A 15,000-nucleotide genomic window follows, 5' to 3' on the forward strand; every position below is an offset into this window, starting at 1 on the left:
TGCCGCCAATCTTTGCAACAGAGCCTCCGTCGCCATGCTCACCTCGCTTTGGTGCACACGAGTATTGAGCATAGTCGGGCACTGTTGCAAATAGTCGGTGGTGATAAACTTATCATCCCCTTTTGCTGATGGAGCTGCACATGAACCCATTCAAAGGCCGGCATTTTCAGCGTGACATCATTCTGTGGGCCGTACGCTGGTACTGCAAATACGGCATCAGTTACCGTGAGCTGCAGGAGATGCTGGCTGAACGCGGAGTGAATGTCGATCACTCCACGATTTACCGCTGGGTTCAGCGTTATGCGCCTGAAATGGAAAAACGGCTGCGCTGGTACTGGCGTAACCCTTCCGATCTTTGCCCGTGGCACATGGATGAAACCTACGTGAAGGTCAATGGCCGCTGGGCGTATCTGTACCGGGCCGTCGACAGCCGGGGCCGCACTGTCGATTTTTATCTCTCCTCCCGTCGTAACAGCAAAGCTGCATACCGGTTTCTGGGTAAAATCCTCAACAACGTGAAGAAGTGGCAGATCCCGCGATTCATCAACACGGATAAAGCGCCCGCCTATGGTCGCGCGCTTGCTCTGCTCAAACGCGAAGGCCGGTGCCCGTCTGACGTTGAACACCGACAGATTAAGTACCGGAACAACGTGATTGAATGCGATCATGGCAAACTGAAACGGATAATCGGCGCCACGCTGGGATTTAAATCCATGAAGACGGCTTACGCCACCATCAAAGGTATTGAGGTGATGCGTGCACTACGCAAAGGCCAGGCCTCAGCATTTTATTATGGTGATCCCCTGGGCGAAATGCGCCTGGTAAGCAGAGTTTTTGAAATGTAAGGCCTTTGAATAAGACAAAAGGCTGCCTCATCGCTAACTTTGCAACAGTGCCGCGCGACGAGCAGCAGCACCAGGAGCAGAAGCACGTCGAGAAAAAGCAACAGCAGATCGAGCAGCGCCCACGGCGGGCCGCTCGCATCGGATAAGTCGAAAAATCCGGCTAAAGTGGCCGAGCTGCACATCAGGCCGCGCGGTTTTCCTCCCTGATCGCCGGCGCGGTTTCTTCCTCCCTGAACCGCATGCAGACTTGCCGCCTCGGACACCCCGAGGCGGTTTTTTTTCGCCTCGCTCGAGCATCGCCGCATCCGACGATGCCGAGACGACCAGGCCGCGCACGTCGAGCTGCAGCATCGCCATTGCCGACGATGGCACCAGGTCGCCGGCGGTGGCCACCGACCTCGAGCTCGCATCGCCACATCCGACGATGCGCGCCGGCGTCGACCATCGCCAGGTCTGACGATGGCGGCCGCCCTGCCCTGGATCTCGCATCGCCATTTCTGGCGATGAGATCCACGGAGCGGCCATTTAGACCCGCCAATAACGACCCGGCCAAGATAAATCGCATGACGGCCTTTTTGGCCGGGGGTAGCATGACCGGACACTTTGCGTATGCCCAAAGGAGCCCGCAAGTATGCGCAGGACGAAGCCAGTAGCCGCGCCGATGGTGGCGCGGGTCTATCTGCGCGTCAGCACCGACGCGCAGGACTTGGAACGCCAAGAGGCGATCAAGGCCGCCGGCTACTACGTCGCCGGCATCTACCGTGAGAAGGCATCCGGCGCACGCGCCGACCGGCCTGAGCTGCTGCGCATGATCGGCGACCTACAGCCCGGCGAGGTGGTCATTGCCGAGAAGATCGACCGCATCAGCCGCCTACCTTTGCCCGAGGCCGAGCGCCTGGTGGCCTCGATACAGGCCAAAGGCGCACGCCTGGCCGTCCCTGGCGTGGTCGATCTATCCGACCTGGCGGCCGAGGCCCAGGGCGTCGCCAAGATCGTGCTGGAAGCCGTGCAGATCATGCTTTTTCGCCTGGCCTTGCAGATGGCCCGCGACGACTACGAGGACAGGCGCGAACGCCAGCGCCAAGGCATTGAGTTGGCCCGCCAGGCCGGGCGGTACAAGGGCCGCCGTGCTGATCCGAAGCGCCGCGCCCAAGTTGTCGCGCTGCGCAAGTCCGGCTACAGCATCAACAAGACCGCCGAGCTGGCCGGGTACAGTGCGGCCCAGGTGAAACGGATATGGGCCGAGGTCAGCCAGGCCGAAGCGAAGCAGCACGGCGCGTTCGTGGAGGACGCATTGACGGAAGCCGATGCCCTGGCCGCTGTCGGCCAGGATGAGCGCCAGGAGGAAAGGGCATGAAGAAGCCGAACCAAGACGACGAGCCGTTTTTCATCACCGAGGAGATTGCGGCCGAAATGATCGCCGGCGGCTATGAGTTCGAGCTGCCGCCCATTCCTTGCACCATCCGCCTACGCGACGTGCTGGAGCGCATGACCGATGCTGAGCTAGCATTGCAGCCGGGCGAGATCGCCGACCAGGAGCGTGAACGCTGCCGGCGCAAGCCGTGTTCAACCTCATGATCTGGTCATGGTATTTTTCATGGCACTGAGCCTGATAGTTCTTGCAAATTGTTGTCACTAAAGGGTTTTGTGTGCTTGTTTACAATCGAGTGGGAGTGACGGGCACTGGCTGGCAATGTCTAGCAACGGCAGGCATTTCGGCTGAGGGTAAAAGAACTTTCCGCTAAGCGATAGACTGTATGTAAACACAGTATTGCAAGGACGCGGAACATGCCTCATGTGGCGGCCAGGACGGCCAGCCGGGATCGGGATACTGGTCGTTACCAGAGCCACCGACCCGAGCAAACCCTTCTCTATCAGATCGTTGACGAGTATTACCCGGCATTCGCTGCGCTTATGGCAGAGCAGGGAAAGGAATTGCCGGGCTATGTGCAACGGGAATTTGAAGAATTTCTCCAATGCGGGCGGCTGGAGCATGGCTTTCTACGGGTTCGCTGCGAGTCTTGCCACGCCGAGCACCTGGTCGCTTTCAGCTGTAAGCGTCGCGGTTTCTGCCCGAGCTGTGGGGCGCGGCGGATGGCCGAAAGTGCCGCCTTGCTGGTTGATGAAGTACTGCCTGAACAACCCATGCGTCAGTGGGTGTTGAGCTTCCCGTTTCAGCTGCGTTTCCTGTTTGCCAGCCGGCCCGAGATCATGGGGTGGGTGCTGGGCATCGTTTACCGCGTCATTGCCACGCACCTGGTCAAGAAAGCGGGCCATACCCACCAAGTGGCCAAGACGGGCGCGGTCACCCTGATCCAGCGTTTTGGATCGGCGCTCAATCTGAATGTTCACTTCCACATGCTGTTTCTCGACGGTGTGTATGTCGAGCAATCCCACGGCTCAGCGCGTTTCCGCTGGGTCAAGGCGCCGACCAGCCCAGAGCTCACCCAGCTGACGCACACCATCGCCCACCGGGTGGGTCGCTATCTGGAACGGCAAGGCCTGCTGGAACGGGATGTCGAAAACAGCTATCTGGCCTCGGATGCGGTGGATGACGACCCGATGACACCCCTGCTGGGGCACTCGATCACTTACCGTATCGCTGTCGGTTCACAGGCGGGGCGAAAGGTGTTCACTTTGCAAACTCTGCCGACCAGTGGTGATCCGTTCGGTGACGGGATTGGCAAGGTAGCCGGGTTCAGCCTGCACGCCGGCGTGGCGGCCAGGGCCGATGAACGCAAGAAGCTCGAACGGCTGTGCCGGTACATCAGCCGCCCGGCGGTATCCGAGAAGCGGCTGTCGTTAACACGAGGCGGCAACGTGCGCTACCAGCTCAAGACGCCGTACCGGGACGGCACCACGCACGTCATTTTCGAACCATTGGATTTCATTGCAAGGCTGGCCGCCCTGGTACCGAAGCCCAGAGTCAACCTAACCCGCTTCCACGGGGTGTTCGCACCCAACAGTCGGCACCGGGCGTTGGTCACGCCGGCAAAACGGGGCAGGGGCAACAAGGTCAGGGTGGCTGATGAACCGGCAACACCAGCACAACGGCGAGCGTCGATGACATGGGCGCAACGGCTCAAGCGTGTTTTCAATATCGACATCGAGACCTGCAGCGGCTGCGGCGGCGCCATGAAAGTCATCGCCTGCATTGAAGACCCTATAGTGATCAAGCAGATCCTTGATCACCTGAAGCACAAAGCCGAAACCAGCGGGACCAGGGCGTTACCCGAAAGCCGGGCGCCACCGGCTGAGCTGCTCCTGGGTCTGTTTGACTGACGAGCCTGAAGGCCAACGATACCAATCAAAATGCTGCGTTCACAGCGCCGCGGCAGGGATCCGCCGTGCTGGTTGTCGGAAAAGGAGCCGCTAGTGGGAAAGAGGAGGGTAAATTTTCAGCGTTGCTGGCTCCCCGTCAGCCGGATTGGGTTGCATCGCAGGGGTGTCGAAAGAGTCAACTGCGGTCCAAAGCTGTTGGACTTGGGTGAAAAGGGCGTTTATTCTTCCTATACGTACGCCGGCCGAGACAGTCAGGCCAGCGTTCGCGTCCTTTCCCCGGTCGATCTGAACAAACAGATCGGATCGGACGGCGCGACCTGGCTGGACCGGCGGCTGATCCACGGCGAGACGGCCGACCTTGCGCCAACCGGCTTCGGGCAACAAGTCCGCGAAGCCATGGACCAGCGCCGCGAGCACCATATCGAACAGGGCGACGCCACCCGCAGCCGGGACAGCCGCGTCTTCTACCGGCGCAACCTTCTCGCCATCCTGCGGGAGCGCGAGGTAGCCGGCGTCGGATCGGATATGGCTTTGAGTAAGGGCCTGCCGTTCCGCGCCGCCACGGACGGCGAGAGCGTCAGCGGCAAGTTTACCGGAACCGTGCATCTATCGAGCGGCAAGTTCGCCGTGGTCGAGAAATCCCATGAGTTCACCCTTGTCCCGTGGCGGCCGATCATCGACCGCCAACTCGGCCGCGAGGTTATGGGCATCGTGCAGGGCGGGTCGGTGTCGTGGCAGTTAGGGCGGCAGAGGGGGCTGGAACGCTGAGTGCGCCCATGCCGCATTGCGAAGCAAAAGATAATCGGATAAAATGTAGCAATTCATATTCGTAAGCGTGGAGTAATCAGATGGGAAATTCCAAGTCAGCAGACAAGTAAGCCGCAACAACCAGTATTGTTGTTGCGGCGCTCTGTAAGGCTAGTCTCATCTGATTGCTGACGAGCAGACGTCGCCCGGTATTCCTTAATCGAGGGTTGATTCGTCATGACCACCACACGCCCCGCGTGGGCCTATACGCTGCCGGCAGCACTGCTGCTGATGGCTCCTTTCGACATCCTCGCTTCACTGGCGATGGATATTTATCTCCCTGTCGTTCCAGCGATGCCCGGCATCCTGAACACGACGCCCGCTATGATCCAACTCACGTTGAGCCTCTATATGGTGATGCTCGGCGTGGGCCAGGTGATTTTTGGTCCGCTCTCAGACAGAATCGGGCGACGGCCAATTCTACTTGCGGGCGCAACGGCTTTCGTCATTGCGTCTCTGGGAGCAGCTTGGTCTTCAACTGCACCGGCCTTTGTCGCTTTCCGTCTACTTCAAGCAGTGGGCGCGTCGGCCATGCTGGTGGCGACGTTCGCGACGGTTCGCGACGTTTATGCCAACCGTCCTGAGGGTGTCGTCATCTACGGCCTTTTCAGTTCGATGCTGGCGTTCGTGCCTGCGCTCGGCCCTATCGCCGGAGCATTGATCGGCGAGTTCTTGGGATGGCAGGCGATATTCATTACTTTGGCTATACTGGCGATGCTCGCACTCCTAAATGCGGGTTTCAGGTGGCACGAAACCCGCCCTCTGGATCAAGTCAAGACGCGCCGATCTGTCTTGCCGATCTTCGCGAGTCCGGCTTTTTGGGTTTACACTGTCGGCTTTAGCGCCGGTATGGGCACCTACTTCGTCTTCTTCTCGACGGCTCCCGGTGTGCTCATAGGCCAAGCGGAATATTCCGAGATCGGATTCAGCTTTGCCTTCGCCACTGTCGCGCTTGTAATGATCGTGACAACCCGTTTCGCGAAGTCCTTTATCGCCAGATGGGGCATCGCAGGATGCGTGGCGCGTGGGATGGCGTTGCTTGTTTGCGGAGCGGTCCTGTTGGGGATCGGCGAACTTTACGGCTCGCCGTCATTCCTCACCTTCATCCTACCGATGTGGGTTGTCGCGGTCGGTATTGTCTTCACGGTGTCCGTTACCGCGAACGGCGCTTTGGCAGAGTTCGACGACATCGCGGGATCAGCGGTCGCGTTCTACTTCTGCGTTCAAAGCCTGATAGTCAGCATTGTCGGGACATTGGCGGTGGCACTTTTAAACGGTGACACAGCGTGGCCCGTGATCTGTTACGCCACGGCGATGGCGGTACTGGTTTCGTTGGGGCTGGTGCTCCTTCGGCTCCGTGGGGCTGCCACCGAGAAGTCGCCAGTCGTCTAACCGACGACTGGTAGCAGGCCCGCTCCGATGCGGCGCACTAACCATCGAAACCTCGTGAATGTCGGTATCCTGTCTGGCAGGATACCGCTCATTTCCCTTGTTCAGTTCATCGCCGTCGCCGAGCATCTGAATTTTCGGCATGCGGCCAAGGCACTTGGTATCAGCCAGTCGAGCGTCAGCGCGCGTGTGAAAGCGCTGGAGGATAACCTTGGTGTCCTGCTATTTGAGCGCCATGCGCGGGGCGTTCGGCTAACAGACGCAGGCAGGCACTTCATGGAGCGTGTCACGGCGGGTGTCGATCAACTCGATCACGCAGTGAAGACCGCGGAGTGACGGGCACTGGCTGGCAATGTCTAGCAACGGCAGGCATTTCGGCTGAGGGTAAAAGAACTTTCCGCTAAGCGATAGACTGTATGTAAACACAGTATTGCAAGGACGCGGAACATGCCTCATGTGGCGGCCAGGACGGCCAGCCGGGATCGGGATACTGGTCGTTACCAGAGCCACCGACCCGAGCAAACCCTTCTCTATCAGATCGTTGACGAGTATTACCCGGCATTCGCTGCGCTTATGGCAGAGCAGGGAAAGGAATTGCCGGGCTATGTGCAACGGGAATTTGAAGAATTTCTCCAATGCGGGCGGCTGGAGCATGGCTTTCTACGGGTTCGCTGCGAGTCTTGCCACGCCGAGCACCTGGTCGCTTTCAGCTGTAAGCGTCGCGGTTTCTGCCCGAGCTGTGGGGCGCGGCGGATGGCCGAAAGTGCCGCCTTGCTGGTTGATGAAGTACTGCCTGAACAACCCATGCGTCAGTGGGTGTTGAGCTTCCCGTTTCAGCTGCGTTTCCTGTTTGCCAGCCGGCCCGAGATCATGGGGTGGGTGCTGGGCATCGTTTACCGCGTCATTGCCACGCACCTGGTCAAGAAAGCGGGCCATACCCACCAAGTGGCCAAGACGGGCGCGGTCACCCTGATCCAGCGTTTTGGATCGGCGCTCAATCTGAATGTTCACTTCCACATGCTGTTTCTCGACGGTGTGTATGTCGAGCAATCCCACGGCTCAGCGCGTTTCCGCTGGGTCAAGGCGCCGACCAGCCCAGAGCTCACCCAGCTGACGCACACCATCGCCCACCGGGTGGGTCGCTATCTGGAACGGCAAGGCCTGCTGGAACGGGATGTCGAAAACAGCTATCTGGCCTCGGATGCGGTGGATGACGACCCGATGACACCCCTGCTGGGGCACTCGATCACTTACCGTATCGCTGTCGGTTCACAGGCGGGGCGAAAGGTGTTCACTTTGCAAACTCTGCCGACCAGTGGTGATCCGTTCGGTGACGGGATTGGCAAGGTAGCCGGGTTCAGCCTGCACGCCGGCGTGGCGGCCAGGGCCGATGAACGCAAGAAGCTCGAACGGCTGTGCCGGTACATCAGCCGCCCGGCGGTATCCGAGAAGCGGCTGTCGTTAACACGAGGCGGCAACGTGCGCTACCAGCTCAAGACGCCGTACCGGGACGGCACCACGCACGTCATTTTCGAACCATTGGATTTCATTGCAAGGCTGGCCGCCCTGGTACCGAAGCCCAGAGTCAACCTAACCCGCTTCCACGGGGTGTTCGCACCCAACAGTCGGCACCGGGCGTTGGTCACGCCGGCAAAACGGGGCAGGGGCAACAAGGTCAGGGTGGCTGATGAACCGGCAACACCAGCACAACGGCGAGCGTCGATGACATGGGCGCAACGGCTCAAGCGTGTTTTCAATATCGACATCGAGACCTGCAGCGGCTGCGGCGGCGCCATGAAAGTCATCGCCTGCATTGAAGACCCTATAGTGATCAAGCAGATCCTTGATCACCTGAAGCACAAAGCCGAAACCAGCGGGACCAGGGCGTTACCCGAAAGCCGGGCGCCACCGGCTGAGCTGCTCCTGGGTCTGTTTGACTGACGAGCCTGAAGGCCAACGATACCAATCAAAATGCTGCGTTCACAGCGCCGCGGCAGGGATCCGCCGTGCTGGTTGTCGGAAAAGGAGCCGCTAGTGGGAAAGAGGAGGGTAAATTTTCAGCGTTGCTGGCTCCCCGTCAGCCGGATTGGGTTGCATCGCAGGGGTGTCGAAAGAGTCAACTGCGGTCCAAAGCTGTTGGACTTGGGTGAAAAGGGCGTTTATTCTTCCTATACGTTCCGCAGCTGCAACCGCTGGTGCATATGCTGGAAGAAGCAACCATCCAACTGCAAGAAGTCAGCGATGAACTGCGCCACTATTTAGATCGCCTCGATCTAGACCCGCAGCGTCTGCAATATCTGGAGCAGCGCTTAGCCAAAGCGGTGCAGCTGGCACGTAAGCATCATATCCAACCCGATGAGCTGCCGGAGCTGCATCAAAGCATCCGCGATGAGCTCGATACTTTGCGCGAACAAGATCTCGATAGCGAGCAGCTCGAGCTGCGTGAACAAGCCTGCCGCGAAGCGATGCTGCACAGCGCCGAGAAACTCAGCCAGAGCCGCCAACGCTATGCCGGTGAGCTAGCGAGCCTCATCACCCGTAGCATGCGCGAACTGTCGATGGAAAACGGCAATTTCTTTATTGAACTCAACGCCAGCGAGCAGCGCCTGACGCCGCTTGGCTTTGATCACATTGAATTTACCGTCACCACCAACCCCGGCCAACCAGCACAAGCACTGGGCAAAGTGGCCTCGGGGGGCGAACTGTCACGGATTTCATTGGCAATTCAGGTGATCACCGCACGTAAAGTCGATACTCCTAGCCTGATTTTCGATGAGGTGGATGTGGGGATCAGCGGCCCAACCGCCGCGATTGTCGGCAAGCTGCTGCGTCAGCTCGGTGAGTCCACCCAAGTGTTGTGTGTCACCCACCTGCCGCAGGTCGCCGGTTGTGGCCATAATCACTATTTTGTCAGCAAGTTCACCGATGGCCAGATGACTGAAACGCGGATGACTTTACTTAGTAACGAAGCGCGCTTGAATGAACTAGCCCGCTTGCTCGGCGGCAGCCAAATCACAGAGAATACCCTCGCCAATGCGCGTGAGCTGCTGGCAGCGTGATCCGGTCGCACAGATCACATATCTGTTTTTACTTTAGCGTCCGGGTTGATTATTATCACGGGTAACTCGTTTACAGGAATACTGACTCGCTATGCGCTGTAAAACACTGATTACTGCATGTCTGCTGACCATGCTCACCGCAGGTTGCTCCACGGTCGAAAAAGTGGTGTACCGCATTGATGTGGACCAGGGTAACTACCTGGAGCAAAAGGATGTCGCGCAACTGCGACAGGGAATGAACAAAGATCAGGTGCTGTATCTGCTCGGTACGCCACTGCTCAATGATCCATTTGGCAGCGATACGTGGTACTACGTGTTCCGCCAGCAAAAAGGCCACGATGCACCAACCCAGCAAACACTGGTTTTGAGCTTCGACAGCCAAGGTCTGCTGAGTCAGATTAAAAATCAAGACCAATTGCCCGCTAACCTCGAGCACAATAGCTAATTAGCAGCAACGAACTCTTGATTACCACGCTGGCGAGAAAAACCACGTCAGAAAAGAAAATAGAAAAAAACCGGTCCGAGTCATTGCTGACTTACTAAGACCGGTTTTTCTTTGTCTTTTATCTGGCTTTTATTGTTTGTCGACTATTGTTTACCAACAGCCACGTGTTTATCGACAGCCATGCAGCGCATCACGATGGGACAACAAACTAGGCGTTTTTCTTCGCCTGCTCGGCACGCAGACGACGCATCTCTTTCGGATCGGCCAGTAAAGGACGATAAATCTCGATTCGGTCACCGTCATGTACACGATCGGAAAGCTTAACCATCCGGCTGTACACACCAACACGATTGACCCGCAAATCGATATCCGGGCACATCTGTAATATCCCCGAGCGCAGAATAATCTCTTCCACCGTGGCCGTATCCGGCACCGACAAACTTAATACGCGTTGTACATTTGGCAAGGCATACGCGACTTCCACATGAATCTCAGCCACCGTACACCTCCTTAGCGCGCGAGGTAAATGCATTAACCATATTACCAGCCAGCTCTTTAAAGATCCGGCCAAATGCCGCTTCTACCAGCACACTGGTAAATTCGAAGTCCAGATGCAGCTCAACTTTACATGCATCCTCACTGAGCGCAGTAAAATGCCAGCCACCGCTGAGCTTACGAAACGGACCATCGACCAGATTCATCTGAATTTTCTGATTTTGCTGTAACGTATTTTTCGTTACAAAGGTCTTGCTGATCCCGGCCTTCGACACATCCACTGCCGCGGTCATCTCATCTGACGCCTGCGACAAAATCCGGCTGCCAACACACCCGGGCAAAAACGCTGGATACGCACTCACATCATTGACCAGTGTATACATCTGTTCAGCACTGAACGGAACCAGCGCCGAACGACTGATCTGGGGCATAGCAATACCTCACAACACAAAAAACGCCCCGATCATAGCATTCAATTTCACACTCCCAAAGTCAGAGATGGTTCATCACCGGTAAAAGACGGTAGAATAGCAACCATATTCAAAGCATCAGGCTCGGCCTGAGTTAAGGTGGTCTTATGACAAAGAAAAATGCCAATAAAAAAGCGGGGTCGTCGACCATTGCGTTAAACAAACGAGCCCGCCACGAATATTTTATCGAAAATGACATGGAAGCCGGCCTGTCACTGCAAGGCTGGGAAGTCAAATCACTGCGTGCGGGCAAAGCCAACATCAGTGAAAGCTACGTATTGCTAAAAGACGGGGAAGCCTTTTTATTTGGCTCAACCATCAACCCGCTGTCTGTCGCGTCCAGCCATGTCGTGTGCGATCCAACCCGCACCCGCAAATTACTGCTCAAGCAGCGCGAGCTGGATGTTCTGTATGGCAGCGTCAACCGCGATGGTTATACCTTGATGCCACTGAGTCTGTACTGGAAAGGGCCATGGGTGAAAGTCAAAATCGGTCTGGCCAAAGGTAAAAAGCTGCATGATAAACGTGCGGATATCAAAGATCGCGAATGGCAAGTGGCCAAAGAGCGGATCATGAAGCACGCAGGGCGCTAATCCAGCACCTTTTTAGCATTATTTAATGCGATAAGTTGACGCATCACTAAAAGATTCTGGTATACTCAAAATCACAACTTGGGGCTGATTTTGGATTCGACGGGATTGGCGAAACCCAAGGTGCATGCCGAGGTGCGGTAGGCCTCGTTAACAAACCGCAAAAAATAGTCGCAAACGACGAAAACTACGCACTAGCAGCTTAATAACCTGCATAGAGCCCTCTCTCCCTAGCCTCCGCTCGTAGGACGGGGATCAAGAGAGGTCAAACCAAAACGAGATCGCGTGGAAGCCTTGCCCGGGGCGGAAGCGTTAAATCTAATCGGGATAGTCTATCAGTGGCGTGTCTGTCCGCAGCTGGTCGGCGAATGTAAAGACTAGACTAAGCATGTAGTACCGACGGCGTAGTAATTTCGGACGCGGGTTCAACTCCCGCCAGCTCCACCAATCGATTGGAAGGGCGATAACTCATTGAGTTATCGCCCTTTTTGCATCTATTCCCCTGCTGAACACCAATATCCAGCCCTCTCTAGTGCTCCAACAGCCACAGAGCAATGCACAGGCCGCGCACCTAAAGATTATCTTCCTTTATTAAGATCACAATATTTCGGCGAAAACTTACCAAAATCAGGCAAACAGGCGTAGCCTAAAAATCTCTTACGGACCGTTGTTTTTGATTAAATGCACCATCTGTATGGCTAAGGAGCCGTTACATGCTCAATCGCCTGAGCCATAAACTCACGCTGTGTATTGCGATTATCCTCATCCCATTTTCCTTACTGCTATGGCTGATGTACAGCGACTACATCCGACAAATCAACCACGATGCTGAGTACACCGCCCAAAAAACTACCGAGGCCGTCAATGGTCTATTAAGCTATGCTGAACAAGCTAATCAGACCATTTTGGCCAAGCCGCATGATTTGTCCCAATGCGATAACATTGTGCTAGCGTTACGCAAACAAGTTGCCACTGTTCCCTATGTGCGCTCAGTCAATCTAGCGCAACACGGTGCAATTTACTGCTCATCGCTATATGGCACGGTACACGTTCAAGATGAATATACGCGCTACCATAATGGTAAACTGCTGCTACTTCCTGGCACCTTGGTCAAATCAAACTATCCTCTGATCGTTGTGCGTAACACGAAAGGAAATATCGCCGTCCTGAGCAGTATCGGTAGCATCTATTTTCAGAGTATCCTGCAACAGCAGGAAAGTACTGAGCTATTGATAGCGCTTCGCATTGATGATCATTGGCTATCGAAAGACGGGAAGTTCAGTACTCAAAACCCATTCGCGCATGGGATCAATCACCGCACATACCTATCTTCTGCCTTCCCGTTTGCCATCGAAACCTCACTCAACTATTCCTCATTCTGGCAAGCCTTTTGGCACAATAACCAACCCTATATCTGGGGATTATTCCTCCTTCTTTGTGCCTTCAGCACCGGCATTGGTTATTTGTTGAATAAGCCTTACCCTTTTTCAACCGAGCTAAAACGAGCCCTGCTGAATAACGAATTTATTCCATATGCACAAACCATCATTGATGCCAAAACTCGGCAAGTGATCGGTATTGAAGTCCTCATGCGCTGGAAGCATCCGCAACAAGGCTTGATCCGTCCAGATCTGTTTATACCGCAAGCTGAAGAATCAGATCTGATCATTCCGATGACCAGCGCGTTATTCAAGCAATCCGCCAGCGTACTCTCTCGTTATCAACAACAGCTACCAGCAGAGTTTCACATTGGCTTTAATATCACCGCTCGTCATTGCCAGCATCAGAGCCTCCTAGATGATGTGCAGGCCTTCTTGCACTCCATCCAAGGTACGGATATCAAATTAGTCCTAGAACTCACTGAGCGCCAAGCTATCGAGCATACCGCCGATACAGCAGCACTTTTTGATGCGTTACAGGCATTAGGGGTGATCTTAGCCATTGATGATTTTGGTACCGGCCACTCGACACTCAATTATTTTCAATATCTGCATGTTGGCAGTCTCAAAATTGACCGCTCCTTTGTGAATCAAATTGGGGAAGGATCATTATCTGAGCATATCATCGAGAATATCGTCGATCTTGGGCACCGCTTATCTCTGGCCATGGTGGCAGAAGGTGTTGAAACAGAACAGCAAGCGCAATATCTCACTGAACGAAACGTGACTTATCTACAAGGTTATCTCTTTAGTAAGCCAGCACCACTTGAGCAGGTACTCACATCAGTGATTCACTCATAGGATTATCCAGGAATGCAGGAATGCAGGAATGGTGTTCGATAGATAATAAAAAAGCCAGCATTGCTGCTGGCTTTTTTATCTGGCAGGGGCGGAGGGACTCGAACCCCCAACATTCGGTTTTGGAGACCGACGCTCTACCAATTGAACTACGCCCCTAAATCAGTGGCGGTGCGGACGGGACTCGAACCCGCGACCCCCGGCGTGACAGGCCGGTATTCTAACCAACTGAACTACCGCACCACCGATTCTTTTTCCAACCTAATCAGTATAGGTTGCTAAATTTGATGCCTGGCAGTTCCCTACTCTCGCATGGGGAGACCCCACACTACCATCGGCGCTACGGCGTTTCACTTCTGAGTTCGACATGGGGTCAGGTGGGACCACCGCGCTATCGCCGCCAGGCAAATTCTGTTCCTCTATCGCGTACACATGTTGTTGTGTCTCGCGCCAGAGCTAAAATCTAAAAACAAGCTGTATAACTGATATGTTGTTCTTTGAACAAGTAACTCATGACTTCATTCAACCAACATCACTTTGGCGTTGTATGGTTAAGCCTCACGGGCAATTAGTACAGGTTAGCTCAACGTATCGCTACGCTTACACACCCTGCCTATCTACGTCGTAGTCTCCAACAACCCTTTAGGAGGCTTAAAGCCTCAGGGATGACTCATCTCGGGGCAAGTTTCGCGCTTAGATGCTTTCAGCGCTTATCTCTTCCGCATTTAGCTACCCGGCAATGCCACTGGCGTGACAACCGGAACACCAGAGATGCGTCCACTCCGGTCCTCTCGTACTAGGAGCAGCCCCCCTCAATCATCCAACGCCCACGACAGATAGGGACCGAACTGTCTCACGACGTTCTAAACCCAGCTCGCGTACCACTTTAAATGGCGAACAGCCATACCCTTGGGACCAACTTCAGCCCCAGGATGTGATGAGCCGACATCGAGGTGCCAAACACCGCCGTCGATATGAACTCTTGGGCGGTATCAGCCTGTTATCCCCGGAGTACCTTTTATCCGTTGAGCGATGGCCCTTCCATTCAGAACCACCGGATCACTAAGACCTACTTTCGTATCTGCTCGACCTGTCCGTCTCGCAGTTAAGCTAGCTTCTGCCTTTGCACTAACCGCATGATGTCCGACCATGCTTAGCTAACCTTCGTGCTCCTCCGTTACTCTTTAGGAGGAGACCGCCCCAGTCAAACTACCCACCAGACACTGTCCGTATCCCGGATCACGGGACAACGTTAGAACATCAAACATTAAAGGGTGGTATTTCAAGGTCGGCTCCACGCAAACTGGCGTTCACGTTTCAATGCCTCCCACCTATCCTACACATCAAGGCTCAATGTTCAGTGTCAAGCTATAGTAAAGGT

Annotated in this window: 14 protein-coding genes, 2 tRNA genes, 2 rRNA genes, 1 other RNA gene and 1 pseudogene (1 of these 20 only partly in view); 14 read left to right on the forward strand and 6 right to left on the reverse strand. The window is 55.3% G+C overall.

Annotation, left to right across the window (positions count from 1 at the left end; translation table 11 throughout):
* Positions 1 to 140 precede the first annotated feature (140 nt).
* The 11 genes and pseudogenes from OKB77_RS23345 to bamE all read left to right on the forward strand — a co-directional run bounded on the left by OKB77_RS23345 (position 141) and on the right by bamE (position 9,827).
* Positions 141 to 845: an IS6-like element IS26 family transposase gene (locus tag OKB77_RS23345; protein WP_001067855.1), complete on the forward strand. Its 705-nt coding sequence runs from the start codon at positions 141 to 143 to the stop codon at positions 843 to 845.
* A gap of 5 nt (positions 846 to 850) precedes the next feature.
* Positions 851 to 991: a hypothetical protein gene (locus tag OKB77_RS23350; protein WP_001044210.1), complete on the forward strand. Its 141-nt coding sequence runs from the start codon at positions 851 to 853 to the stop codon at positions 989 to 991.
* Positions 992 to 1,476: 485 nt separating this feature from the next.
* The gene (locus OKB77_RS23355; protein ID WP_198089514.1) at positions 1,477 to 2,202 is read left to right on the forward strand and encodes a recombinase family protein; all 726 of its coding nucleotides are present in this window, start codon (positions 1,477 to 1,479) and stop codon (positions 2,200 to 2,202) included.
* On the forward strand, positions 2,199 to 2,423 hold the full coding sequence (locus OKB77_RS23360) for a hypothetical protein (protein WP_000743213.1): 225 nt from the start codon (positions 2,199 to 2,201) through the stop codon (positions 2,421 to 2,423). Before OKB77_RS23355 ends, OKB77_RS23360 begins: the two co-directional genes overlap by 4 nt.
* A 210-nt stretch (positions 2,424 to 2,633) precedes the next feature.
* Positions 2,634 to 4,127, forward strand: coding sequence for an IS91-like element ISCR2 family transposase (locus OKB77_RS23365; RefSeq protein ID WP_015344975.1), 1,494 nt, complete (start codon positions 2,634 to 2,636; stop codon positions 4,125 to 4,127).
* Between the two features lie 30 nt (positions 4,128 to 4,157).
* Positions 4,158 to 4,895, forward strand: coding sequence for a DUF3363 domain-containing protein (locus OKB77_RS23370; protein WP_270818638.1), 738 nt, complete (start codon positions 4,158 to 4,160; stop codon positions 4,893 to 4,895).
* A gap of 216 nt (positions 4,896 to 5,111) precedes the next feature.
* Positions 5,112 to 6,326, forward strand: a complete 1,215-nt coding sequence (gene floR, locus OKB77_RS23375; RefSeq protein WP_270818640.1) for a chloramphenicol/florfenicol efflux MFS transporter FloR — start codon at positions 5,112 to 5,114, stop codon at positions 6,324 to 6,326.
* A 54-nt stretch (positions 6,327 to 6,380) separates the two neighbouring features.
* Positions 6,381 to 6,659 carry a LysR family transcriptional regulator gene (locus OKB77_RS23380; protein ID WP_001100557.1) on the forward strand — a complete coding sequence of 93 codons (279 nt, stop codon included), beginning with the start codon at positions 6,381 to 6,383 and terminating at the stop codon, positions 6,657 to 6,659.
* Positions 6,660 to 6,770: 111 nt separating this feature from the next.
* On the forward strand, positions 6,771 to 8,264 hold the full coding sequence (locus OKB77_RS23385; RefSeq protein ID WP_015344975.1) for an IS91-like element ISCR2 family transposase: 1,494 nt from the start codon (positions 6,771 to 6,773) through the stop codon (positions 8,262 to 8,264).
* Between the two features lie 260 nt (positions 8,265 to 8,524).
* A pseudogene (recN, locus tag OKB77_RS23390) lies at positions 8,525 to 9,382 on the forward strand (DNA repair protein RecN); the annotation flags it as partial.
* 91 nt (positions 9,383 to 9,473) lie between these two features.
* Positions 9,474 to 9,827, forward strand: a complete 354-nt coding sequence (gene bamE / locus OKB77_RS23395) for an outer membrane protein assembly factor BamE (protein ID WP_010864455.1) — start codon at positions 9,474 to 9,476, stop codon at positions 9,825 to 9,827.
* A 208-nt stretch (positions 9,828 to 10,035) separates the two neighbouring features.
* On the opposite strand, the gene OKB77_RS23400 is transcribed toward bamE, so the two are convergent.
* Positions 10,036 to 10,326, reverse strand: coding sequence for an RnfH family protein (locus OKB77_RS23400; RefSeq protein ID WP_270818658.1), 291 nt, complete (start codon positions 10,324 to 10,326; stop codon positions 10,036 to 10,038).
* Positions 10,319 to 10,753, reverse strand: a complete 435-nt coding sequence (locus OKB77_RS23405) for a type II toxin-antitoxin system RatA family toxin (protein WP_010864457.1) — start codon at positions 10,751 to 10,753, stop codon at positions 10,319 to 10,321. Before OKB77_RS23405 ends, OKB77_RS23400 begins: the two co-directional genes overlap by 8 nt.
* A gap of 146 nt (positions 10,754 to 10,899) precedes the next feature.
* Between OKB77_RS23405 and smpB the strand changes: the two genes are divergently transcribed.
* The 3 genes from smpB to OKB77_RS23420 all read left to right on the forward strand — a co-directional run bounded on the left by smpB (position 10,900) and on the right by OKB77_RS23420 (position 13,622).
* Positions 10,900 to 11,385 (forward strand): SsrA-binding protein SmpB, encoded by a 486-nt coding sequence (gene smpB / locus OKB77_RS23410; RefSeq protein ID WP_010864458.1) that lies wholly within the window; start codon positions 10,900 to 10,902, stop codon positions 11,383 to 11,385.
* 80 nt (positions 11,386 to 11,465) lie between these two features.
* Positions 11,466 to 11,829, forward strand: a transfer-messenger RNA (tmRNA) gene (gene ssrA / locus OKB77_RS23415).
* Positions 11,830 to 12,095: 266 nt separating this feature from the next.
* Positions 12,096 to 13,622 carry an EAL domain-containing protein gene (locus OKB77_RS23420; protein ID WP_270818659.1) on the forward strand — a complete coding sequence of 509 codons (1,527 nt, stop codon included), beginning with the start codon at positions 12,096 to 12,098 and terminating at the stop codon, positions 13,620 to 13,622.
* Between the two features lie 80 nt (positions 13,623 to 13,702).
* On the opposite strand, the gene OKB77_RS23425 is transcribed toward OKB77_RS23420, so the two are convergent.
* From OKB77_RS23425 to OKB77_RS23440, 4 genes are all read right to left on the reverse strand, one after another.
* A tRNA-Trp gene (locus tag OKB77_RS23425) sits at positions 13,703 to 13,778 on the reverse strand.
* A gap of 7 nt (positions 13,779 to 13,785) precedes the next feature.
* Positions 13,786 to 13,862, reverse strand: a tRNA-Asp gene (locus tag OKB77_RS23430).
* Between the two features lie 46 nt (positions 13,863 to 13,908).
* Positions 13,909 to 14,024 (reverse strand): 5S ribosomal RNA (gene rrf, locus OKB77_RS23435).
* Positions 14,025 to 14,166: 142 nt separating this feature from the next.
* Positions 14,167 to 15,000, reverse strand: a 23S ribosomal RNA gene (locus OKB77_RS23440); its annotated part runs 1,008 nt beyond the window's last position; the annotation flags it as partial.

The organism is Aeromonas sp. Y318-3 (assembly GCF_027706185.1).
In the GTDB taxonomy this organism is placed as follows: domain Bacteria; phylum Pseudomonadota; class Gammaproteobacteria; order Enterobacterales; family Aeromonadaceae; genus Aeromonas; species Aeromonas veronii.